Genomic DNA, 23,576 nt, shown 5'->3' with positions numbered 1-23,576 from the left:
GCACATAGGCCGCTCGACCGCTCGACCGTTCAACTCGACAGCTCGACAGTTCGAAGGGGAACTGACATGCCACTCCTCGTAGTCGGGATCAGCGTTGTGGTGCTGCTGCTCCTGATGACCCGACTCAGACTCAACGGCTTCGTCGCACTCCTGCTCGTGGCGGTCGGCGTCGCGCTGGCCCAGGGGATTCCGGTGGCCGGCATCCCGGACGTCCTCTCGAAGGGCATCGGGGGACAGATCGGCGACACCATGCTCACCATCGGGCTCGGCGCCATGGTCGGCCGGGTCATGGGCGACTCCGGAGCCGCCCAGCGGATCGCCGGCCGGCTGCTCGACGCCTTCGGGCCGCGCTGGGTCCAGGTGGCCATGGTGGTCACGTCCATGCTCATCGGCGTGACCATGTTCTACGAGGTCGCCTTCATCATCGTCGTGCCCATCGCGTTCACCCTGGTCAGGGTCACCAGGGTGAACCTGCTGTGGGTGGGCCTCCCGATGTCGATCGCCCTGTCCACGATGCACAGCTTCCTGCCGCCGCACCCCGGCCCGACCGCCGTGGCCGCCACCTTCCACGCCTCCGTGGGCCACAGCCTCTTCTACGGCCTCTTCATCGCCGTACCGGCCGGTGCCCTCATCGCGCTCCTGTGGCCGCGCCTGCCGTTCGTCAGGGCGATGAACCCCTCCATACCCCAGGGCCTGGTCAGCGAAAGCGAGTTCACCGACGAGGAGATGCCCGGCATGGGCTGGTCGCTGTTCGTGGCTCTCTTCCCGGTGGTACTGATCGCCGGCGCTGCCGTGATCGACATGGCCACGACCGGCGAGAACCCGTTCCTGCACGTGGTTGCCTTCCTGGGTTCGGCACCGATCGCGCTCCTGCTGACCCTCCTCCTGGCGGCCTGGGCATTCGGACCGCGGATCGGCCGCAGCCTGGCGGACGTCAGCGCCTCCTGCACCTCGGCGGCCCAGGCGATGGCGATGATCCTCCTGGTCATCGGTGCGGGCGGAGCCTTCAAGAACGTCCTCGTCGAGGGCGGGATCTCCGACTACATCAAGGACGTCACGGAGGGCTGGTCGGTCTCGCCGATCATCCTGGCGTGGCTGATCGCCGTCATCCTCCGCGTCGCGCTCGGCTCGGCGACGGTCGCCGTCGTCACGGCCTCCGGTGTGGTGCTGCCGCTTCTGGCGGGCAGCGGGATCCACCCCGAGATGATGGTGCTCGCCGTCTCGTGCGGGTCGATCGCCTTCTCCCACGTCAACGACCCGGGATTCTGGCTGTTCAAGGAGTACTTCAACCTCTCGGTCATCCAGGCGATCAAGGTCCGCACCACCTATACGACAGTGCTCGCGGTCCTCGGTCTGGGCGGCGTCCTGGCGGGCGAATGGGTCCTCGACGTCCTCAGCCTCTGATGCCTCCGAAGCACCTGAGGCATCCGGAGCACCTGATCACAACCCCGCCTCACCCCCGGACCCGAGCTCGCACCCAAGGAGCCCGACACGCATGAGCCAGCCCACCGTCACCCACTTCGCCGTCTATCCCGTCGCCGGCCGTGACTGCATGGAGCTGAATCTCTCCGGCGCCCACGGTCCCTTCTTCACCCGCAACATCGTCGTCCTCACGGACTCCGAAGGCCGTACCGGACTGGGGGAGGTGCCCGGCGGCGAGAAGATCACCCGGACGTTGCGGGAGGCCGAGTCGCTGGTCGTCGGCGCGAGGGTGGGCGACTACAAGCGCGTCCTGCGCGACATCGGAAGCCGGTTCGCGGACCGCGACTCGAGCGGACGAGGTACCCAGACCTTCGACCTGCGGACCACCGTGCACGCCGTCACGGCCGTCGAGTCGGCACTGCTCGACCTGCTCGGCCAGCACCTCGGCGTACCGGTCGCGGCCCTGCTGGGTGACGGTCAGCAACGTGATTCCGTACGGGTGTTGGGCTATCTCTTCTACGTCGGCGACCCCGACCGCACGGACCTGGAGTACGTCCGGGAGCGCGACTCGGACGTCGACTGGTACCGCATCCGGCACGAGGAGGCCCTCACACCCGAGGCGATCGTCCGTCAGGCCGAGGCGGTCCACGACCTGTACGGCTTCCGGGACTTCAAGCTCAAGGGCGGAGTCCTGACCGGTGCCGAGGAGGTGGAGGCCGTACGCGCGCTCAAGAACCGCTTCCCCGCAGCCCGGATCACCCTGGACCCGAACGGCGCGTGGTCCCTGCGCGAGGCGGTCGAGCTGTGTTCACCGCTGGTGGGCACGCTCACCTACGCCGAGGACCCCTGCGGGGCGGAGGGCGGCTACTCGGGGCGCGAGGTCCTCGCCGAGTTCCGCCGCGCCACGGGCCTCCCGACGGCGACCAACATGATCGCCACCGACTGGCGGCAGCTGACCCACGCCCTGGCCCTGCAGTCGGTGTCCATACCGCTGGCCGACCCGCACTTCTGGACCATGCAGGGCTCGGTGCGCGTGGCCCAGTTGTGCAACGCGATGGGCCTGACCTGGGGCTGTCACTCCAACAACCACTTCGACGTCTCACTCGCCATGATCACGCACTGCGGCGCCGCGGCCCCGGGTGAGTACAACGCCCTGGACACGCACTGGATCTGGCAGGAGGGCCTGGAGCGGCTCACCCTCGCCCCGCCACGGATCGTCGACGGCGAGATCGCCGTCCCCGACGCCCCCGGCCTGGGCGTCGAACTCGACATGGACCGCCTCCTCGCGGCCCATGAGCTCTACCGGAAGGAGGCGCTGGGGGCGCGGGACGACGCCGCCGGGATGCAGTACCTCGTGCCTGGCTGGACGTTCGACGCCAAGCGCCCCTGCCTGGTGCGCTGAGCGCTCCGCTGGAAGCATGGTGATGAACCTGCGGGCCGATGGGGGCTGGTCGCGCCCACGATGGGGGTCCCCCTGCTCGTCAAGAGCTTGGGGGAGGAGCCGCACATCAATACAGCCCCGCGCCCCTTACGGGGCGCGGTATCGCACCGGACTTCACCAAGGCTGCTCAGGGCCCGTCCGGCGGGTCAAGTCGCAGGAAACCGGCGGTCGGCCATCGGCCCGGGTGAGCGGGGGCGATGGGGCCCTGCTCGAAGGGCTCGGGGTGGGGGTCCCCCTGCTCGAAGAGCTTGGGGGAGTGCCGTACCCCGCGCCTGCGGCATGACCCGCCGGACAGGCCCCGACGGCCCGGATCGCCGCCGGCCCCGCGCTCGACGGCCTTCGAGAACCGGCCCCGCGCCCGCGGCGCTCTGCGCGGGAGAGCCCTGCCGCCCGAAAAGGGCCGGCAGGGCTCTCCCGTGACCCCGCCCACGCCTCACGCGACACAGAGGACCGGCCCGGCGAGCGGAGATGTACATCTGCCGCATTCATTCAGACGCTCTCCGGCCGACCGGCTGCCGCGCAGGTCGTCGGTGTTCACCGACACCCGGCCCGGCAGCCGGCGCGACACCAGCACCAGGCAACCGCCGTACCCGGCGCCGACGACTGACGGCTCCGGCGCTCCGGGCCGTCACCGGCCGGTCGGGTCCTGCTCGTCCGCCGCGGCCGGGCCCGTCGCCGTGGTGACCGGCGTCCCCTGGGGCAGGCTCAGATTCGCGGGGACGACGTCCCCGCGGCCGGTGAGGCGCCGGGCGATCGGCTCGGTGTAGCGGGCGGTGAGCGGGCCGGCGATGACCAGGATCAGTACGTACGCGGTGGCCAGCGGGCCCAGGGAGGGCTCGATACCGGCGGTGACGGCGAGTCCGGCGATGACGATGGAGAACTCGCCGCGGGCGACGAGGGTGCCGCCGGCCCGCCAGCGGCCCTTGGCCGAGATCCCGGCCCGCTTCGCGGCCCAGTAACCGGTGGCCGTCTTCGTCAGGGTGGTGACGATCGCCAGGGCGAGGGCGGGCAGGAGGACGGGCGGGATGTCCGCGGCGTTGGTGTGCAGTCCGAAGAAGACGAAGAACATCGCGGCGAACAGGTCCCGCAGCGGTGTGAGCAGGTTGTGCGCGTTCTCGGCGACCTCGCCGGACAGGGCGATGCCGACCAGGAAGGCGCCGACGGCGGCGGAGACCTGCAGCTGCTGGGCGAGACCGGCGACCAGCAGGGTCAGCCCCAGCACCACCAGCAGCAGCTTTTCGGGGTCGTCGCTGGAGACGAAGCGGGAGATGTGACGGCCGTAGCGCACGGCCAGCAGCAGGACCAGCCCGGCGACGCCGAGGGCGATGGCCAGGGTGACGCTGCCCGCCGCGAGACCGGTCCCGGCGAGCAGGGCGGTGATGATCGGCAGGTAGACCGCCATCGACAGGTCCTCGAGGACCAGGATGCTCAGGATGACCGGGGTCTCGCGGTTGCCCAGCCGCCCCAGGTCGCCGAGCACTTTGGCGATCACTCCGGAGGACGAGACCCAGGTGACTCCGGCGAGCACCGCGGCCGCGACCGGCCCCCAGCCCAGGAGCAGCGCCAGTACGGCTCCGGGCGTCGCGTTGAGCACCGCGTCCACGAGACCGGCCGGGTACTGGGTCTTGAGGTTGGAGACCAGATCGCTGGCCGAGTACTCCAGGCCGAGCATGAGCAGCAGCAGGATGACGCCTATCTCGGCGCCTATCGCCACGAACTCCTCGCTGGCGCCCAGCGGCAGCAGCCCTCCTTTGCCGAAGGCCAGCCCGGCCAGCAGGTACAGCGGGATCGGCGAGAACTGCAACCGCCCGGCGACCCGGCCCAGCAGCCCCAACGCGAGGATGATCGCACCGAACTCGATCAGAAAGATCGCGGAGGAATGCATAGACTCACTCCCGCCCGAGGATCGCGGCGGCGGCGTCGACGCCCTCGCGTGTGCCGATGACGATCAGGGTGTCACCGCCGGCCAGGCGGAAGTCCGGGCCGGGGGAGGGGATCGCCTCCGCCAGGCGGAGCACGGCCACGATCGACACACCGGTCTCCGTACGCATCCGGGTGTCGCCCAGCAGCCGTCCGTTCCAGTGGGACGTCGCCGCCAGTTCGATCCGTTCCGCCACCAGTCCCAGCTCGGTGGTCGACAGCAGATTCGGGCTGTGGTGCGTCGGCGCCAACGCGTCGATGAGGGTCTCCGCCTCCCACGAGGTCAGCCGTATCGACAGGGCGCAGGCGTCCGGGTCGTCGTCCCGGTACGCGCCGAGGGTCCGTGAACCGTCCCGGTGGGCCACGACCGACAGACGGCGCCGCTCCCTCGTGGTCAGGTCGTAACGTACCCCTATACCGGGCAGCGGCGTTCTGCTCATGCGTGCAGCCCCCATGGCTGTCTCCCTGTCTGGCGTCAATGCGGATTCCTGGTTGAACCCCGAAGACTTTAACTACTTTGCCCGGCCGGCTTTACCGTCGAAAGTTTCGATGCTGCCCGGTCATTTTTTGATCTTGAGATCCGTGTACTTGGCTGCTGATGGGTATCGATTGAATCGGCATAGCCGATGAGCTGGGAGTTCGCCCCTTTCGGGGCTCATCGGGCGAGGCGAACGTTTCGAAACTCTTACCGAAACTGTTGACACTTGACGGGGTCAGATCAACACTGCCATGCGATGCGCGGCGTCGAGCCCGCCGGGTTCCGTCGCGCCACCGCCCCCCACCAGCCCTCACGAGGAGGACGCACGGACATGAATGCGCTCGTCCGGACGAAGGACCGCGAAAGCGGTCGCTTCGCGCTGCTCATCAGGAGTGTCTGCGCCATCGCGCTGGCCGCCCTCGCGGCGATGACGCTGCCCGGCACGGCCAGGGCCGACACCGTCGTCACCACGAATCAGACCGGCACCAACAACGGCTACTACTACTCGTTCTGGACCGACAGCCAGGGCACCGTCTCCATGAACATGGGCTCCGGCGGCAACTACAGCACCTCATGGAGCAACACCGGGAACTTCGTCGCCGGCAAGGGCTGGAGCACCGGCGGACGCCGCAGCGTGAACTACTCGGGCAGCTTCAACCCGTCCGGCAACGCCTACCTGGCCCTCTACGGATGGACGACCAACCCGCTCGTCGAGTACTACGTCGTCGACAACTGGGGCACCTACCGGCCCACGGGAACGTACAAGGGCACGGTCACCAGCGACGGCGGCACGTACGACATCTACGAGACGACGCGCGTCAACGCCCCCTCCATCGAAGGCATCAAGACCTTCAAGCAGTACTGGAGCGTCAGGCAGTCCAAGCGGACCGGCGGCACCATCACCACCGGCAACCACTTCGACGCCTGGGCCCGCAACGGCATGAACCTGGGCACCTTCAACTACATGATCCTCGCGACCGAGGGCTACCAGAGCAGCGGGAACTCCAACATCACGGTGGGTGACTCCGGTTCGGGCGGCGGCAACGGCGGTGGTGGCGGTGGCTCGAACGGCTGTACCGCGACGCTGTCCGCCGGTCAGCAGTGGAGTGACCGCTACAACCTCGATGTCTCGGTCAGCGGCTCCGGAAACTGGACGGTGACGATGAACGTGCCGTCCCCGGCGAAGATCATCGCCACCTGGAACGTCAGCGCGAGCTATCCCAGCGCCCAGGTGCTGACCGCCAGGCCCAACGGCAACGGCAACAACTGGGGCGTGACCATCCAGCACAACGGCAACCGGACCTGGCCCACGGTCTCCTGCAGTACGAGCTGACCGCCCTCCACACGACCGAGACGTCAAGGAAAGGCCCACCTCACGTGAGAGCAAAACCGCTTCTGTCATTACGCTCCCTGGTCACGGGACTGGCCGCCGCCGCGCTGGCCGTCGCCGGCACCCTCACCGTCGACGCCGTCCCCGCACAGGCGGCCACCTGCAACGGCTACGTCGGACTCACCTTCGACGACGGCCCGTCCAACGACCGCACACCGGCCCTGCTCAACGCCCTCAGGCAGAACGGGCTGCGGGCCACGATGTTCAACCAGGGCCAGTACGCCGCTTCCTACCCGGCCCAGGTCCGGGCCCAGGTCGACGCGGGCATGTGGGTCGGCAACCACAGCTACACCCACCCCCATCTGCCCCAGCAGAGCCAGTCGCAGATCGACTCCGAGATCTCCCGGACCCAGCAGGCCATCGCGAACGCGGGAGGAGGCACGCCGAAGCTGTTCCGCCCGCCCTGCGGTGAGACCAACTCCACAGTGAAGTCGGTCGAGGCCAAGTACGGTTTGACCGAGATCATCTGGGACGTCGACTCGCAGGACTGGAACGGCGCCGGCACCGACGCCATCGTGCAGGCCGTCTCCCGGCTCGGCAACGGCCAGATCATCCTCATGCACGAGTGGCCCGCCAACACCCTCGCCGCGATCCCGCGCATCGCCCAGACACTGGCCGCCAAGGGCCTGTGCGCCGGCATGATCTCCCCGCAGACGGGCCGCGCCGTCGCCCCCGACGGCGGCGGCAACGGCGGTGGCGGTGGCTCGAACGGCTGTACCGCGACGCTGTCCGCCGGTCAGCAGTGGAGTGACCGCTACAACCTCGATGTCTCGGTCAGCGGCTCCGGAAACTGGACGGTGACGATGAACGTGCCGTCCCCGGCGAAGATCATCGCCACCTGGAACGTCAGCGCGAGCTATCCCAGCGCCCAGGTGCTGACCGCCAGGCCCAACGGCAACGGCAACAACTGGGGCGTGACCATCCAGCACAACGGCAACCGGACCTGGCCCACGGTCTCCTGCAGTACGAGCTAGCCCCTCCGGGCACCCGGAAACCCACCCGTGGCGCGGCGGTCCGTGACGGCCGCGCCACGGGCGTTCCGTTCATGCCGTCTCCGTATCGCTTTCGGACAAGCTCGGCCCCTGCTGTCGCGGGCCGTGTCGCTGTTGGGCCGAACGAGTGACGTGGCGTAAGAATTGGACGGGTACAGGCGAGGAACGCGAGTCAGGACAGGGGGAGCCGGTGAACGGCCACGACGTCACCGATGAACAGTGGGAAGGGCTCGCCCAGGTCGTCCCGTTGCGGGGCCGCGACGCCTGGCCGTCCTCCGTGGACCACCGCGCGCTGCCGGAGGCGGAGACGGAGATGCGCCGCCGCTTCGTCGTCCTCAGGGTGAACGTGTTCGCGGACGCCCGTGAGGTCGCCGAGACCCTGATGGCGGGCGTCCCGGTCCTGCTCGACCTCACCGGCGCGGAGAACGAGGTGGCCAAGCGGGTCCTGGACTTCAGCACCGGGGTCGTCTTCGGCCTGGGCAGCGGGATGCACCGCGTCGACCGCAACGTGTTCCTGCTCACGCCGCCCGGCACCGAGGTGAGCGGGCTCATGAAGAGTGCGGCGGCCACGGGCGGGTGAGCCGCGCGTCAGGTGCCGGTGGTAGATCTGGTGCCGTGACCGAGCACTCCGAGCACTCCGAGCGCCCTGACCTGGCCGCGCTGCAGCGGCGACTGGCCGAGTTCGCCGCGGTCCGCCACTGGCAGCCGTACCACACCCCGAAGAACCTGGTCGCCGCGCTCAGCGTGGAGGCCTCCGAGCTCGTCGAGATCTTCCAGTGGCTGACCCCGGAGGAGTCGGCCCGTGTCATGGCCGACCCCGGGACCGCGCACCGCGTGCGGGACGAGATCGCGGACGTCCTCGCGTATCTGCTGCAACTGTGCGAGGTGCTCGGAGTGGACCCGCTGACGGCGCTGGAGGCGAAGATCGACCGGAACGAGCGGCGGTTCCCGCTGGGGGAATGAAACCCTCCACTATCACTCTTCGTGATGATTCCCCCGGTCGAAATCGATTTGTTGTCCACAGATTTCCGCCTTCCTCTGGCTTTTCGCCCCACCTGCCTTCACTCTGGGTAGTGGACAACGGAGTTCGGGCGGACGTGCGCCGGAGCACGTCGAGAGACAGGGGCAGCGCATGGATGCGGTGCGGCTCATCCTGGCGAGCAGGCGTGCCCTGGCGGGGAGCGGCGAGGCCCCCGTCATCCTGGCCGAGGTCTGGCAGGCGCAGGCCCTGGCGCAGGCGGTCGGCAGTCGGCTGGCGGTCTCCGGGCCGCCCGAACTGCGGGGCGAGGCACTGGGGTTGACGGAGCTGGCGGGCCGGGGCTGCGGAGTGCTGGACGCGCCGGACCTCGACCCCGGGGACTTACGGGCGGCCCGGCTCACCGAACTGGACGACGCCCGCCAGGCGTTGCTGTGCCTGGACGTGCTGCTCGGCGAGGCCGGTATCGCCCTCGTCGGCATCGCGAGCTCGGCCGCCGACGAGGCGACGTACTGGCAGTGCATGGAGGCGATCGACGCCGCCGACGAGTCGAGGGACCGGGTCCGCGAGATGCTGCGGAAGCTGGCGGCGCGGGAGGAGGCGCTGCCGGAGCGGGAGGCGGGCTGAGGGGCGTCATCCGACTGGCGGACGGGAGGACGGCGGCCACCGGTGGGGCCCGTCCGCCCGTCCGCCGGCCGGCGTGCAGGATGGAGAGCATGGATCTTCGCATCTTCACCGAGCCCCAGCAGGGGGCGACCTACGACACTTTGCTCGCCGTGGCCAAGGCCACCGAGGACCTGGGCTTCGACGCCTTCTTCCGCTCCGACCACTACCTCCGCATGGGCGAGGTGGACGGCCTGCCCGGCCCCACCGACGCCTGGATCACCCTCGCCGGGCTGGCCCGCGAGACCAGGCGCATCCGCCTCGGCACGCTGATGACGGCGGCCACCTTCCGGCTGCCCGGCGTGCTCGCCATCCAGGTCGCCCAGGTCGACCAGATGTCCGGCGGCCGGGTCGAACTGGGGCTGGGGGCAGGCTGGTTCGAGGAGGAGCACAAGGCGTACGGCATCCCGTTCCCGAAGGAGAAGTTCGCCCGCCTGGAGGAACAGCTGGCCATCGTCACGGGCCTGTGGGCGACGGAGGTCGGCAAGACCTTCGACTTCCGCGGCACGTACTACGAGCTCACCGGCTCACCCGCACTGCCCAAGCCCGCACAGGCGAAGGTCCCTGTGCTCATCGGCGGGCACGGCGCGACCCGCACGCCGCGCCTGGCCGCCCAGTACGCCGACGAGTTCAACATCCCGTTCGCCTCGATCGACGACAGCGAGCGGCAGTTCGGCCGGGTACGGGCCGCCGCGGAGGCGGCCGGCCGCCGCCCCGACGACCTGACGTACTCCAACGCCCTCGTCGTCTGCGTCGGCCGGGACGACCAGGAGGTCGCCCGCCGCGCCGCCGCGATCGGCCGCGAGGTCGACGAACTGAAGGCCAACGGCCTGGCGGGCTCCCCGGCCGAGGTCGTCGACAAGATCGGCCGCTACGCCGAGATCGGCTCCGGCCGGATCTACCTCCAGGTCCTCGACCTCTCCGACCTCGACCACCTGGAACTGATCTCGTCCCAGGTCCAGTCGCAGCTGTCGTAGCCGCGCGGACGCCCCACGGCACCGTGACGTCTCAGGGCCGCCCTCCCGGTGCCGCAGGTCCGCACCACGGGACGCCCTCCCGCAGGCACACCACCGTGCCGTTCACCGCCGCCGCGTGCAGCGCGGCGAGTGCCGGCAGCCGGGCGGCGAGCGACAGGCCGGGCAGCTCGTCGAGGGCGAACCAGCCGTACCGGTCGTGCTCGGAGCTCAGCCGTACGGCCCTGCGCGGGCCGTCGGGGAGCGTGCCGCCGTGGAAGAAGCAGTCGAGGACCGGGCCGGTACCGAGGACGTCCACGCGGTGGTCCACGCCGATCAGCGTGGGCAGCGGCCCGAGTTCGAGGCCGGTCTCCTCGCGTGTCTCGCGGCGGGCCGCCGCCCAGGGGTCCTCGCCGTGGTCGAGCATCCCGCCGGGCAGCCACCACCGGCCGGCGCCCGGCTGGCCGGGACCGTACCGCAGGAGCAGCAGGCGGTCCTCGCCGTCCAGCATCACCACGCATGCGGCGAGGAGCGCCTGAGGCTGCGTCTTCACCCATTCCTCGCGGGGCAACCACTCCACTGCTCACGCCCTCCCGGACGGTCTCGGCCGACGCCGGCACTTCCGTACTGACAACGACGGCCAGGCAGTTGTGACACGCCGGTGACACGCCTGTGGCAGGAGGAGTGGCTTCCGTCACAGCTTGTAATGATCATGTCTGGTCGGCTTGGCGCATGTCAGAAACGATCACTCCCGGCCCGGCGGGCGGCCGCTGATGCCGCGTGCGTACTCCTCACCGACCTCGCGCCGTCCCCTGGCCGCGCTGCTCGCCGCCGCCGGCATCGGCACCGCGGTGGTCGTCGGCGACGGCGGGCTCGACACCGTCGTGGGCTGCGGGCTCACCGAGGACCGCTGGCCGTCCGACACGGCGCGGGAGTGGGTCACCTACGCCGACCGTGTCGTCGTCGCCTCGCCGGTGCGGGAAGCGGAGACCAACCGCCGCGACTACCCCAAGGGCCCGATCGCCGCCTCGACCGACCGAACGGTCGCCTTCGACACCTCCGCCGTCCTGTGGACCTCCCGCCGGCACCCCGGCCGGGACATCGGCAAGGGCTTCGAGCTGACCGCGCCCGGCTGGCAGACGTACCGGTCCGACGGCAGCCGCGCCAAACGCACCGCGGCCGACCAGCCGCGCCTGGAGACCGGACACACCTACATCCTCGCCCTCCGGTACGACGACGAGGGCCGCCTCGTCGTGCTCGGCGAGGGCGCTTCCGTCCCCTTCGACGACCGCACCGTCGGCAAGGGCGAGTGGTGCGGGCGCACCGTCGACACCGAAACCTTCGCGCGGGGCGAGAACTTCTCCCGCCGCGACGACAACCCCCTGGAGGAGATCACGCTCGGCAGGAACGAGGACGCGGTCCGCCGCGCACTCGACCGGGCGGCGGGGAAACAGGCGAAGAAACAGTCGGGGAACCAGTCGGGAAAACAGTCGGGGAACCAGTCGGGAAAACAGTCGGGGAACCAGTCGGGAAAACAGTCGGGGAAATAAAGGAAGGCGCCGGTCGCCCGGCCTGTGCCAGGGTGAGGGCGTCGTCCTGCCGAGCCCCCGGGATCACGGTCTCAGGGGGCTTCGCCGTGTACGGCACCGCATTCGTCCACCCAGCCGGAGAGGTTCTCCGCATGTTCCTGACCATCACCACCACCGGCACCGCCGAACGCCCGGCCACCGACCTCGGCTTCCTGCTGCACAAGCACCCGGGCAAGGCGCAGGCGTTCTCCACCTCCTACGGCACCGCGCACGTCCTCTACCCCGAGGCGGACGAGCAGCGCTGCACGGCGGCGCTGCTGCTGGAGGTCGATCCGGTGACTCTGGTCAGGCGGGGCAAGGGAAAGGGGCGCGGCGGCGCACCCGACGCGGCACTCGCGCAGTACGTCAACGACCGGCCGTACGCCGCCTCCTCGCTGCTCGCCGTCGCGCTGAGCGGCGTGTTCTCCAGCGCCCTGCGCGGGGTGTGCCACGCACGGCCCGAACTCCCGGGCGAGGCCCGCTCGTTGCGCATCGAGGTACCGGCCCTTCCCGCCCGCGGCGGACCCGACCTCGTACGGCGCCTGTTCGAGCCGCTCGGCTGGACGGTCACCGCCGAACCGGTCCCGCTGGACGCGGAGTTCCCCGAGTGGGGCGACTCGCGGTACGTGCGGCTCGTGCTGGAGTCCGAGGCGGTGATCCTCGCCGAGGCCCTGCGCCACCTCTACGTCCTGCTCCCCGTCCTCGACGACGCCAAGCACTACTGGGTCTCCTCCGAGGAGGTCGACAAGCTGCTCCGGGCCGGCGAGGGCTGGCTGCCCGAGCACCCCGAGCAGAGGCTGATCACCAGCCGTTACCTCTCGCGCCGCTGGTCGCTGACCCGGCAGGCGATGGAGCGCCTGGAGCTGATCCGGCTGGCCGAGGCCGACGACAGCGAGGTCGGCGAACTCGACAACGCCGTGGCGACCGAGACCGAGGCCGAGGAGAAACCGACACCGCTCGCCGTGCAGCGCCGGGACGCGATCGTCACGGCACTGCGGGAGTCCGGCGCCGCCCGGGTGCTCGACCTCGGCTGCGGCGAGGGCCAGTTGGTGCGGACGCTGCTGAAGGACGCGCGCTTCACCGAGATCGTCGGCGTCGACGTGTCCGTACGGGCCCTCACCATCGCCGCCCGGCGGCTGAAGCTGGACCGGATGGGGGAGCGGCAGGCCGCCCGCGTCACGCTCCGGCAGGGCTCGCTCGTCTACACCGACAAGCTGCTGAAGGGCTACGACGCCGCCGTGCTCAGCGAGGTGATCGAGCACCTGGACCTGCCCCGGCTGCCCGCCCTGGAGTACGCGGTGTTCGGCGCGGCCCACCCCCGCACGGTCCTCGTGACCACCCCGAACGCCGAGTACAACGTCCGCTGGGAGACCCTCCCCGCCGGACACGTCCGGCATCGCGACCACCGCTTCGAGTGGACCCGCGCCCAGTTCGGCCGGTGGGCGCACGCCGTGGCCGAACGCCACGGCTACGACGTCGGGTTCCGCCCCGTCGGCCCCGACGACCCCGAGGTCGGGCCGCCCACCCAGATGGCCGTGTTCACGATCAGAACCACCGCAGACAAGACAGAGAAGGAGGCGAAAGCGGCATGACCGAGACCCGGATCCCCACCAGCAGAGGGCGCGTCCTGCCCGTAACCGACCTCTCCCTCGTCGTCCTCGTCGGCGCCTCCGGATCGGGCAAGTCCACCTTCGCCCGCCGCCACTTCAAGCCCACCGAGGTCCTCTCCTCCGACTTCTGCCGCGGCCTGGTCTCCGACGACGAGAACGACCAGAGCGCCACCCGCGACGCCTTCGACGTGCTCCACCACATCGCCGGCAAGCGCCTGGCGGCCGGCCGCCGGACCGTCGTCGACGCCACCAGCGTGCAGCAGGACGCCCGCCGCCAGTTGATCGACCTGGCGAAGAAGCACGACGTGCTGCCCATCGCCATCGTGCTGGACGTGCCGGAGGAGGTGTGCGCCGAGCGCAACGCGGCCCGCACCGACCGGGCCGACATGCCGCGCCGGGTGATCCGCCGGCACATTCGCGAACTGCGCAGCTCCCTGCGGCGCTTGGAGCGCGAGGGCTTCCGCAAGGTGCACGTCCTGCGCGGCGTGGAGGAGGTCGAGAACGCCTCGGTCGTCACCGAGAAGCGCTTCAACGACCTCACCCACCTCACCGGTCCGTTCGACATCATCGGCGACATCCACGGCTGCTCCACCGAACTGGAGGCCCTGCTCGGCAAGTTGGGCTACACCGACGGCGTGCACCCCGAGGGCCGTACGGCGGTCTTCGTCGGTGACCTGGTCGACCGCGGCCCCGACACCCCGGGTGTGCTGCGCCGGGTGATGTCCATGGTGAAGTCCCAGAACGCGCTGTGCGTGCCGGGCAACCACGAGAACAAGTACGGGCGTCACCTCAAGGGCCGCAAGGTCCAGCACACGCACGGCCTGGCCGAGACCGTCGCGCAGATGGAGGGCGAGAGCGAGGAGTTCCGGCAGGAGGTACGGGAGTTCATCGACGGGCTGGTCAGCCACTACGTCCTCGACGGTGGCCGGCTGGTCGTCTGCCACGCCGGTCTGCCGGAGAAGTACCACGGCCGCACCTCGGGCCGGGTGCGCTCGCACGCGCTCTACGGCGACACCACCGGGGAGACGGACGAGTTCGGCCTGCCCGTGCGCTACCCGTGGGCGGAGGACTACCGGGGCCGGGCGGCCGTGGTCTACGGCCACACTCCGGTCCCGGAGGCCACCTGGCTGAACAACACCATCTGCCTGGACACCGGCGTCGTCTTCGGCGGCAAGCTGACCGCGCTGCGCTGGCCGGAGCGGGAGCTGGTCGACGTACCGGCCGAGCGGATCTGGTACGAGCCGGTGAAACCGCTGCGCACCGAGGCGCCGGGCGGGCACGACGGACGCCCGCCGGCCCTCGGCGACGTGCACGGCCGCCGGGTCGTCGAGACCCGTGAGGCCGGCCGGGTCTCCGTCCGCGAGGAGAACGCGGCGGCGGCCCTGGAGGTCATGAGCCGCTTCGCGGTCGACCCGCGGCTGCTGCCGTACCTGCCGCCGACCATGGCGCCGACGGCGACCTCGAAGACCGACGCCCGCGGCGGAGCCGCTGATGGACACTTCCTGGAGCACCCGGAGGAGGCGTTCGCCCAGTACCGGGAGGACGGGGTCGCGCGGGTCGTGTGCGAGGAGAAGCACATGGGTTCGCGGGCGGTGGCCCTGGTCTGCCGGGACGCGGAGGCCGCGCGCAAGCGGTTCGGGGTGGACGGCCCCACCGGCTCCCTCTACACCCGCACCGGCCGCCCCTTCTTCGACGACCCGGTCGTCACCGAGGAGATCCTCGGCCGTCTGCGCACGGCGATCACCGAGGCCGGCCTCTGGACCGAACTCGACACCGACTGGCTTCTGCTCGACGCCGAGCTGATGCCCTGGTCGCTGAAGGCCTCCGGGCTGCTGCGCACCCAGTACGCGGCGGTCGGCGCGGCCTCCAAAGCGGTGTTCCCGGGCGCGCTGGCCGCGCTGGAGGGCGCCGCGGCCCGGGGCGTCGACGTCACCGGCCTGCTCGCCCACCAGCGCGAACGGGCCGCCGACGCCGCCGCGTTCACGGCCGCCTACCGCCGCTACTGCTGGACCACCGACGGCCTGGACGGCGTCCGCCTGGCGCCGTTCCAGATCCTGGCGGTCCAGGGCCGCAGCCTCGCCGGGCTGCCGCACGACGAGCAGCTGGTGCTGATCGACCGCCTCGTCGAGCACGACGGCACCGGTCTGCTGCGGACCACGCGCCGCCTGTACGTCGACACCGCCGACCCGGAGTCGGTGCGGGCGGGCGTGGACTGGTGGCTGGAGATGACCGGGCGCGGCGGCGAGGGCATGGTCGTCAAGCCGCTGGGCGCGCTGGTGCGCACCGAGCAGGGCCGCCTGGTGCAGCCCGGCATCAAGTGCCGCGGCCGCGAGTACCTGCGGATCGTCTACGGCCCCGAGTACACCCGCCCGGACAACCTCGCCCGCCTGCGCCGGCGCTTCCTCAACCACAAGCGCTCCCTGGCGGTCCGCGAGTACGCCCTCGGCCTGGAGGCCCTGGCCCGGCTGGCCGAGGGTGAACCGCTGTGGCGGGTGCACGAGGCGGTGTTCGGCGTCCTCGCGCTGGAGTCGGAGCCGGTGGACCCCCGGCTGTGACGCGAAGGGGAGCGGTCCGCCCCACCACCGGGGCGGACCGCTCCCCGCCGCACCTGTTTGTCGTCAAGTGGACGAGAACAAGGAGGTGCGGAAAACGAGCGCCCCGGGGGTGAAGCCGCTCCCCGGTGGTCAGGATGGAAGCATGGGATTCCATGTCGACTCCGAGGCCGGGCGGCTGCGCCGCGTCATCCTGCACCGGCCCGATCTCGAGCTCAAGAGGCTCACCCCCAGCAACAAGGACGCCCTCCTGTTCGACGACGTGCTGTGGGTGCGCCGGGCGCGCGCCGAGCACGACGGGTTCGCCGACGTGCTGCGCGACCGCGGGGTCGCCGTGCACCTCTTCGGCGACCTGCTGACCGAGGCGATGGAGATCCCGTCGGCCCGGTCGCTCGTCCTGGACCGCGTCTTCGACGAGAAGGAGTACGGCCCGCTCGCCACCGACCACCTCCGGGCCGTGTTCGAGACCCTGACCACTCGCGAGCTGACCGAGGCCCTGGTCGGCGGCATGACCAAGCGGGAGTTCCTCGCCGTCCACGCCGAGCCGACGTCCGTGCGGTTCCACGTCATGGACCTGGACGACTTCCTGCTCCCCCCGCTGCCCAACCACCTCTTCACCCGTGACACCTCCGCCTGGATCTACGACGGCGTGTCCATCAACGCGATGCGCTGGCCCGCCCGGCAGCGCGAGACCGTGCACTTCGAGGCGATCTACCGCTACCACCCCCTCTTCCGGGGCGAGACGTTCCACGTCTGGTCCGAGGGACAGTCCGACTACCCGTCGACCATCGAGGGCGGCGACGTGCTGGTGATCGGCAACGGCGCCGTGCTCATCGGCATGAGCGAGCGGACCACCCCCCAGGCCGTCGAGATGCTCGCGCACAAGCTGTTCGCCGCCGGGTCGGCCCGTACGATCGTCGCGCTCGACATGCCCAAGCGGCGCGCCGTCATGCACCTCGACACGGTGATGACCATGGTCGACGGTGACACCTTCACCCAGTACGCCGGGCTCGGCATGCTCCGCTCGTACACCATCGAACCGGGCGCCGAAGACAAGGAGTTGAAGGTCACCGACCATCCTCCGGAGCACATGCACCGCGCGATCGCCGCCGCCCTCGGGCTGAGCGAGATCCGGGTCCTGACCGCCACCCAGGACGTGCACGCGGCCGAGCGCGAGCAGTGGGACGACGGCTGCAACGTCCTGGCCGTCGAGCCCGGCGTCGTCGTCGCCTACGAGCGCAACTCCACCACCAACACCCACCTGCGCAAACAGGGTATAGAGGTCATCGAGATCCCCGGCAGCGAGCTGGGTCGCGGCAGGGGCGGTCCGCGCTGCATGAGCTGCCCGGTCGAGCGGGACGCGGTGGATTCCTAGCCGCACCCCCGCGCGGATGGTCACGTTCCGGTGACGGCGGGGAAAGGGTCTTGTGCGACAGGTCACCTCAACGTACGGTCCGTACCACGTCAGCGAACAAAGTGTTCGCTGAAGATGCATCAGGTGTTCGCTCATGACTGATCGTTCGTTGCCGGGCCCCTCCGACGGTTTCTCCGCCGATGCTCCCGACGAGGCTCTGGGTGCCCGTATCCGGGAGTACCGGATGATGCGGCGGATGTCGCTGCGTGCCCTGGGGGAGGCGGCCCAGGCCAGCCCCGGGTTCCTCAGCCAGCTGGAACGCGGGCAGGTGAACTCCTCCATCGGCATGCTCCGGCGGATCGCCGCGGCGCTCGGCCTCACCGTGGCCGATCTGTTCGACCAGGACGGCGCGCCCGGTCCGAGGCTGGTGCGGCGGGCCGACCGGCCGATGCTGCACACCGCCCCGGGCAGCCGGAAGTTCCTCATCTCGCAGCGCCCGCTCAGTCATCTGGAGGTGTACGCGGGCGAGTTCGACCCGGGAGCCTCGACCGGCGACGACGCCTACACCCACGGCGACTCGCAGGAGATCCTCCTGGTGCTCAGCGGTGCGGTGCGGATCGAACTCGACGGCCGCGCCCACGACCTGGAGGCCGGCGACAGCATCGAATACCGCTCCTCGGTGCCGCACCGCGTGGTCAACAGCCACGAAGCACCCGCCGAAATCCTCTGGATCATCAGTCCGCCGACGCCGGACTGACCTCTTCCCGCCGCCTCCCGTCCGCCGCGCCTGCCCCCCTTCCCTGTAGCCCGCCTCGAGCCCTGCCGCCGTGCGCTCCTGCCGCCGTGCGCTCTTGTCTCTCCGTCCCCGTTTGCCTTCACCGTTCCCTCCTGGAGTCAGTAATGCCCGGAATATCACGCAAAATCCTTGGCTGTGCCGCCGCTGCCGGCGCGCTGCTGCTGACCCTCACCGGCTGCGCCGGTACCGGCCCCGCCGCGGCCGACGTCGACCTGGGCCCCGGCCCGGCCGTGGCCGGCAAGGTGAAGAAGGGCGCGCTCGACGGCGTCACCCTCACCTTCGCCTCGTACGGCGGCATCTACCAGGACGGCCAGGAGAAGGCCGCGGTCAAGCCGTTCGCCACCGAATCCGGGGCGAAGGTGCTCTCCGACGGCCCCACCGACTACACCAAGGTCAAGGCCCAGGTCGACTCCAAGAACATCACCTGGGACGTGGTGGACGCCGACACCCTCTGGGCCGAGCGCCAGTGCGGCAAGATGTTCATGCCGCTCGACAGCGACATCGTCGACACCTCCAAGCTGCCCAAGGGCATGGAGGGCAAGTGCTCCGTGCCGGCCATGAGCTACGGCGTGGTCCTGATGTACGACAAGAAGAAGTTCGGCGACAACCCGCCGAAGGGCTGGGCGGACTTCCTCGACACCAAGAAGTACCCCGGCAAGCGCGCGATTCCCGGCTTCGCGTCGGACGCGGCCCCGGGCGCGCTGGAGGCGGCGCTGCTCGCCGACGGGGTCGCCCCCGACCAGTTGTACCCGCTGGACGTCGACCGGGCCCTCAAGAAGCTGACGAGCGTCCGCTCCTCCCTCGTCTTCTGGGACACCGGCGCCCGCTCCCAGCAACTGCTGGAGTCCGGCGAGGTCTCCATGGCCATGGTGTGGTCCGGCCGCGCCTACTCGGCGGTCAAGAACGGCGCCCACTTCGCCCCGCAGTGGAACCAGTTCCTGCCGGTCTCCGACTCCCTCGCCGTCCCCATCGGCGCCAAGAACCCCAAGGCGTCCATGGCGCTGATCAACTACTACCTGGGCGCCGCCCAGCAGGCCGAGCTCACCGAGCTGACCTCCTACTCGCCGATCAACACCGACGCCAAGCCCAAGCTCGACACGCTCGCCACGCAGTACCTGACCACCACCCCCGAGCGGCAGGCCCAGGCGCTCGAGGTCGACAACGCCTGGTGGGCGAAGAACCAGGAGCAGATCATCCAGAAGTGGTCCGACTGGCTGGCGCGGTAACCCATGGCAGCCCTGATCGAGATCGCCTCCCCGGCCTCCGGCCGCCGGCCCCGCAAGGGCGCCGGCGGCCGGTGGGGCTGGCTGCTGCTGCCGGCCCTGGTCCTGCTGGCCGTGCTCTTCCTGGTGCCGCTGGGCCTGATGGCCTGGCGCAGCGTCACCGAGCCGACGCCCGGCGCGGGCAACTACTCCTGGTTCATCACCAGCGACGTCGCCCTCGCCACCCTGGTCCGCACGCTGACCGTCGGCGCCGTCGTCACCCTGGTGACCCTGCTGCTCTCCTACCCCTACGCCTACCTGATGACCGTGGTCGGCGCCCGCGCGCGGATCTGGCTCACCCTGCTGGTGCTGCTGCCCTTCTGGACCAGCCTGATGGTGCGCACCTTCGCCTGGGTGGTGCTGCTCCAGGACAGCGGCGTGGTCAACCAGCTCCTCGGCACCGTGGGGCTGGGCCCGCTGCAGCTGATCCGCACCCCCACCGGGGTGGTGATCGGCATGTCCCAGGTGCTGATGCCCTTCATGGTGCTGCCGCTGTACGCCGTGATGAGCGGCATCGACCGCCGGCTCCTCGACGCCGCGCAGGGCATGGGCGCCCGCCCGGCGATCGCGTTCCTGCGGGTCTTCGTACCGCTGTCACTGCCCGGCGTGGGCGCCGGCGCGCTGACCGTGTTCATCACCTCGCTCGGCTTCTACGTGACCCCGGCGCTGCTGGGCTCGCCCGACCAGGCACTGATCTCCCAGCAGATCTTCACCCAGGTCAACGGGCTGCTCGCCTGGGGCCGCGGTGGGGCGATGGGCGTGGTGCTGCTGGCGGTGACGCTGGTCCTGCTGGGGCTGGTCGGCGTCGTCCTGCGGATCACCCGGACCCGGGGAGGTGCCCGATGAGAACCGGACCCGCGCGCATCGCGCTCTGGGCGTTCAGCGCACTGGTGGGCTGCTGGCTCATCGCGCCGACGCTGGTGGTGATCCCGCTCAGCTTCACCGACAAGGCGTCCCTGGTGTTCCCGCCGAGCGGCTGGTCCACCCGCTGGTACGCCAACTTCTTCAGCGACCCCCGCTGGACGGACGCGCTGTTCTCCTCGCTCCAGGTGGGCGCCCTGGTCGCGGTGGTGGCCACCGTCCTGGGCACCGCCGCCGCGATCGCGCTCACCCGGTCCGGCTCGCGCTGGGTGAAGGCGTCGTACGGGCTGCTGCTGGCACCCATGATCGTGCCGACCGTGGTCGTCGCCATCGGCGTGTACGCCCTCTTCCTCCAGTACAACCTGCTGGGCACCCTGCTCGGCTTCGTCACCGCCCACACCGTGCTGGCCCTGCCGTTCGTCATCATCCCGGTGACGGCGAGCCTGCGCGGCTTCGACCGGCGACTGGAGGACGCCGCACTGATCTGCGGCGCCACCCGGTGGGGCGCCATCCGGCAGGTGACGCTGCCGCAGATCGCCCCCGGTGTCGTCTCCGGTGCCCTGTTCGCCTTCGTCACCAGCTTCGACGAGGTCGTCGTCTCGCTGTTCATCCAGAGCCCCTACCTGCAGACCCTGCCGGTCCAGATGTTCGCCAGCGTGACCCGGGACACCGACCCCACCATCGCCGCGGCCGCCACCCTGATCATCGTCTTCACCACGGTGCTCGTGCTGGCCGCCACCTTCGCCACCGCCAGGAGGAACCGTGTCCGCTGAGACCAGCCTCATCAAGGCGCGCGGAGCCCGTATCGAACTGGCGCAGGTGCGCAAGGAGTACGCGGACTCCGTCGCCGTCGACGACGTCTCCCTGGTCATCGAACCGGGCGAGTTCATGACCCTGCTGGGCCCCAGCGGCTCCGGCAAGACCACCACCCTCAACATCATCGCCGGGTTCACCGCCGCCACCTCCGGCACGCTGACCATCGGCGGCAGGCAGATGCAGGACCTGCCGCCGCACCGGCGCGACATCGGCATGGTCTTCCAGCACTACGCGCTCTTCCCGCACATGACCGTGGCGGAGAACGTCGCCTTCCCGCTCAAGCAGCGCAAGGTGCCGAGGGCCCGCCGCGCCGAGATGGTCGAGGCGGCCCTTCAGACCGTGCGGCTCGGCGGCTACGGCCACCGCAGGCCGCGCGAACTGTCCGGCGGCCAGCAGCAGCGGGTCGCCCTGGCCCGGGCCGTGGTGTACGAGCCGAGCGTGCTGCTGATGGACGAGCCGCTCGGCGCGCTCGACAAGAAGCTGCGGGAAAGCCTCCAGCTGGAGATCAAGCGGGTGCACCAGGAGGTCGGCTCCACCTTCGTCTTCGTCACCCACGACCAGGAGGAGGCGCTGGTCCTCTCGGACCGCATCGCCGTCTTCAACGACGGGGGCATCCAGCAGGTCGGCACCGCGAGCGAACTCTACGAAAAGCCGCGGAGCCTCTTCGTGGCCGAGTTCCTCGGCGAGTCCTCCACCGTCCGGGGACGCGTCGAGCCGGACGGCGACGACTCCTGCCTGCGGGTCGGCGACCGCACCGTGCGTGCCGCGGGCCGGCTCGCCGAGGGCGGCGCGGCCGCCGTCGTGGTCCGCCCCGAGCACCTGAGAGTCCAGCCGGCCGCGGAGCCGGTCGCCCCCGGGGCCAACGCGCTGCCGGCCACGGTCACCCAGGAGATCTACCTGGGCTCCGGCCGCAAGCTCGAACTCGCCCTGCCCGACGGCACCGTGCTGCTCGCCCGCGAGCAGGCCGACCGGCTGTCCGGCGTCCGCCGCGGTGACGAGGTCACCGTGGTCTGGGACGTCGAGCGGGGCGTCCTGCTCGAGGACTCCTCCGACACCACCCACCCACCCACTTCCGGTGACCGGATCCCGGTCGCCGCCGCGGAAAAGAGCGGACTATGAGCACCACCACCCCCGCCACCAGCCCCACCTTCGTCAACGGCGACGTCTCCTTCTGGTACCGCGAGGGCGGTCTCCCCGCCCGCCGCCCGGCCCTGCCCGGCGACCTGGACGTGGACGTCGCCCTCGTCGGAGGCGGCTACACCGCCCTGTGGACCGCCTACTACCTCAAGCAGGCCGCGCCGGACATGCGGATCGCCGTCCTGGAGAAGGAGTTCGCCGGCTTCGGCGCCTCCGGCCGCAACGGCGGCTGGCTCAGCGCCGAGCCGCCCGGCCAGATGCGCCGCTACGCCAAGTCGCACGGCCGGGAGCCGGCCATCGCCATGCAGCGCGAGATGTTCTCCTCCGTCGACGAGGTCGTCCGGGTCGCCGCAGAGGAAGGCATCGAGGCCGACATCCAGAAGGACGGCCTGCTGCACGTCGCCACCAACGCCGCGCAGGAGCGACGGCTGCGCGAAGGGCTGCCGACGCTGCGCACCGAGGGCTGGGGCGAGGACGACCTGGTCGAACTCGACGCGGACCGGCTCGCCGAGCGGGTCCGCGTGGCCGGCGCCCGCTACGCCCAGTGGAGCCCGCACTGCGCCCGCATCCAGCCGGCCAAGCTGGTGAGGGGCCTGGCCGACGTGGTCGAGCGGATGGGCGTGACCATCTACGAGGGCACCGAGGTCACCGAGATCCGCCCGCGCGAGGCGGTCACCACCCACGGCACGGTCAGGGCGACGTACGTGATCCGGGCGCTGGAGGGGTTCACCGCCGGGCTGCGCGGCCACCGCCGGGTCTGGCTGCCCATGAACAGCAGCATGATCGTCACCGAGCCGCTGCCCGCCTCCGCGTGGGAGGAGATCGGCTGGCGCGGCGCCGAACTCATCGGTGACGAGGCCAACTCCTACTGCTACATCCAGCGCACCACCGACGGCCGCATCGCCATCGGCGGACGCGGCATCCCGTACATGTTCGGCTCCCACGTCGACCAGCGCGGCGAGACCAGGGCCGCCACCCAGATGCAGCTGCAGGCCATCCTGCGGCAGCACTTCCCGGCCACCGAGGGCGTCGCGATCGACCACACCTGGTCCGGCGTGCTGGGCGTGCCGCGCGACTGGTGCGCCACCGTCCACCTGGACGAGAAGACCGGTCTCGGCTGGGCCGGCGGCTACGTCGGGCACGGCGTGACCACCACCAACCTCGCCGGCCGCACCCTGCGCGACCTGATCCTGCGCCAGAAGACCGACCTCACCCGGCTGCCCTGGGTCGCCCGCAAGGTGCGCGGCTGGGAGCCGGAGCCGCTGCGCTGGCTGGGCGTGCGCAGCCTCTACGTCGCCTACCGCGCCGCCGACCGGCACGAGAACTCCGGTCTGGAGCGCACCTCCGTCATCGCACGCGTCGCCAACGTCATCAGCGGCCGCTGA

21 protein-coding genes are annotated in these 23,576 nt (G+C 70.7%); 18 read left to right on the top strand and 3 right to left on the bottom strand.

Translation table 11 applies throughout. From position 1 onward, the window contains the following. Window positions 1-66: 66 nt before the first annotated feature. Together ACX25U_RS08720 and ACX25U_RS08715 are read left to right on the top strand one after the other, a co-directional pair. Entirely contained in the window at window positions 67-1,404 is a 1,338-nt protein-coding gene (locus tag ACX25U_RS08720) for a gluconate:H+ symporter (RefSeq protein ID WP_454390260.1), read from the top strand. Window positions 1,405-1,495: 91 nt separating this feature from the next. Next, a complete protein-coding gene (locus ACX25U_RS08715; RefSeq protein ID WP_454390258.1) occupies window positions 1,496-2,824 on the top strand; it encodes an enolase C-terminal domain-like protein in 1,329 nt (442 codons plus the stop codon). 667 nt (window positions 2,825-3,491) lie between these two features. Here the strand turns inward: ACX25U_RS08715 and ACX25U_RS08710 are convergent. Continuing rightward, window positions 3,492-4,748, bottom strand: a complete 1,257-nt coding sequence (locus tag ACX25U_RS08710) for a cation:proton antiporter (RefSeq protein WP_454390256.1) — start codon at window positions 4,746-4,748, stop codon at window positions 3,492-3,494. Window positions 4,749-4,752: 4 nt separating this feature from the next. Next, window positions 4,753-5,223 (bottom strand): cation:proton antiporter regulatory subunit, encoded by a 471-nt coding sequence (locus ACX25U_RS08705; protein ID WP_454390254.1) that lies wholly within the window; start codon window positions 5,221-5,223, stop codon window positions 4,753-4,755. Between the two features lie 369 nt (window positions 5,224-5,592). On the opposite strand from ACX25U_RS08705, the gene ACX25U_RS08700 reads away from it, so the two are divergent. The 6 genes from ACX25U_RS08700 (at window position 5,593) to ACX25U_RS08675 (ending at window position 10,259) form a co-directional block, all read left to right on the top strand. Then, entirely contained in the window at window positions 5,593-6,594 is a 1,002-nt protein-coding gene (locus tag ACX25U_RS08700; protein WP_454390252.1) for a glycoside hydrolase family 11 protein, read from the top strand. Window positions 6,595-6,638: 44 nt separating this feature from the next. After that, complete coding sequence (locus ACX25U_RS08695; RefSeq protein WP_454390250.1) at window positions 6,639-7,625, top strand: polysaccharide deacetylase family protein; 987 nt, start codon at window positions 6,639-6,641, stop codon at window positions 7,623-7,625. Between the two features lie 208 nt (window positions 7,626-7,833). Then, the gene (locus ACX25U_RS08690; protein ID WP_454390248.1) at window positions 7,834-8,223 is read left to right on the top strand and encodes a cell division protein SepF; all 390 of its coding nucleotides are present in this window, start codon (window positions 7,834-7,836) and stop codon (window positions 8,221-8,223) included. Between the two features lie 35 nt (window positions 8,224-8,258). Continuing rightward, window positions 8,259-8,606 (top strand): nucleotide pyrophosphohydrolase, encoded by a 348-nt coding sequence (locus ACX25U_RS08685; RefSeq protein ID WP_454390246.1) that lies wholly within the window; start codon window positions 8,259-8,261, stop codon window positions 8,604-8,606. A gap of 169 nt (window positions 8,607-8,775) precedes the next feature. After that, on the top strand, window positions 8,776-9,246 hold the full coding sequence (locus tag ACX25U_RS08680; RefSeq protein WP_454390244.1) for a DUF6099 family protein: 471 nt from the start codon (window positions 8,776-8,778) through the stop codon (window positions 9,244-9,246). A gap of 89 nt (window positions 9,247-9,335) precedes the next feature. Further along, window positions 9,336-10,259, top strand: a complete 924-nt coding sequence (locus tag ACX25U_RS08675) for an LLM class F420-dependent oxidoreductase (RefSeq protein WP_454390242.1) — start codon at window positions 9,336-9,338, stop codon at window positions 10,257-10,259. Between the two features lie 31 nt (window positions 10,260-10,290). On the opposite strand, the gene ACX25U_RS08670 is transcribed toward ACX25U_RS08675, so the two are convergent. Next, complete coding sequence (locus tag ACX25U_RS08670) at window positions 10,291-10,788, bottom strand: NUDIX hydrolase (RefSeq protein WP_454390240.1); 498 nt, start codon at window positions 10,786-10,788, stop codon at window positions 10,291-10,293. Between the two features lie 220 nt (window positions 10,789-11,008). On the opposite strand from ACX25U_RS08670, the gene ACX25U_RS08665 reads away from it, so the two are divergent. From ACX25U_RS08665 to ACX25U_RS08620, 10 genes are all read left to right on the top strand, one after another. Beyond that, window positions 11,009-11,785: a hypothetical protein gene (locus tag ACX25U_RS08665; RefSeq protein WP_454390238.1), complete on the top strand. Its 777-nt coding sequence runs from the start codon at window positions 11,009-11,011 to the stop codon at window positions 11,783-11,785. Between the two features lie 131 nt (window positions 11,786-11,916). Beyond that, window positions 11,917-13,395 (top strand): 3' terminal RNA ribose 2'-O-methyltransferase Hen1, encoded by a 1,479-nt coding sequence (locus tag ACX25U_RS08660; RefSeq protein ID WP_454390236.1) that lies wholly within the window; start codon window positions 11,917-11,919, stop codon window positions 13,393-13,395. Continuing rightward, window positions 13,392-15,968, top strand: coding sequence for a polynucleotide kinase-phosphatase (locus tag ACX25U_RS08655; protein WP_454390234.1), 2,577 nt, complete (start codon window positions 13,392-13,394; stop codon window positions 15,966-15,968). Before ACX25U_RS08660 ends, ACX25U_RS08655 begins: the two co-directional genes overlap by 4 nt. 142 nt (window positions 15,969-16,110) lie before the next feature. Beyond that, a complete protein-coding gene (locus tag ACX25U_RS08650) occupies window positions 16,111-17,340 on the top strand; it encodes an arginine deiminase (protein ID WP_454390232.1) in 1,230 nt (409 codons plus the stop codon). A 133-nt stretch (window positions 17,341-17,473) separates the two neighbouring features. After that, a complete protein-coding gene (locus ACX25U_RS08645) occupies window positions 17,474-18,076 on the top strand; it encodes a helix-turn-helix domain-containing protein (RefSeq protein WP_454390230.1) in 603 nt (200 codons plus the stop codon). Window positions 18,077-18,219: 143 nt separating this feature from the next. After that, window positions 18,220-19,341, top strand: coding sequence for an ABC transporter substrate-binding protein (locus ACX25U_RS08640; RefSeq protein WP_454390228.1), 1,122 nt, complete (start codon window positions 18,220-18,222; stop codon window positions 19,339-19,341). Window positions 19,342-19,344: 3 nt separating this feature from the next. Then, entirely contained in the window at window positions 19,345-20,223 is an 879-nt protein-coding gene (locus ACX25U_RS08635) for an ABC transporter permease (RefSeq protein WP_454390226.1), read from the top strand. Continuing rightward, window positions 20,220-21,011, top strand: coding sequence for an ABC transporter permease (locus ACX25U_RS08630; protein ID WP_454390224.1), 792 nt, complete (start codon window positions 20,220-20,222; stop codon window positions 21,009-21,011). The genes ACX25U_RS08635 and ACX25U_RS08630 overlap by 4 nt, the downstream gene beginning before the upstream one ends. Then, on the top strand, window positions 21,001-22,173 hold the full coding sequence (locus ACX25U_RS08625) for an ABC transporter ATP-binding protein (protein ID WP_454390222.1): 1,173 nt from the start codon (window positions 21,001-21,003) through the stop codon (window positions 22,171-22,173). The genes ACX25U_RS08630 and ACX25U_RS08625 overlap by 11 nt, the downstream gene beginning before the upstream one ends. Continuing rightward, window positions 22,170-23,576 carry an NAD(P)/FAD-dependent oxidoreductase gene (locus ACX25U_RS08620; protein ID WP_454390220.1) on the top strand — a complete coding sequence of 469 codons (1,407 nt, stop codon included), beginning with the start codon at window positions 22,170-22,172 and terminating at the stop codon, window positions 23,574-23,576. Before ACX25U_RS08625 ends, ACX25U_RS08620 begins: the two co-directional genes overlap by 4 nt.

It is taken from the genome of Streptomyces sp. JNUCC 63, assembly GCF_054366325.1.
The sequence above is the reverse complement of the archived record's forward strand: the minus strand, read 5'-3'. Positions and strand labels throughout refer to the sequence as shown.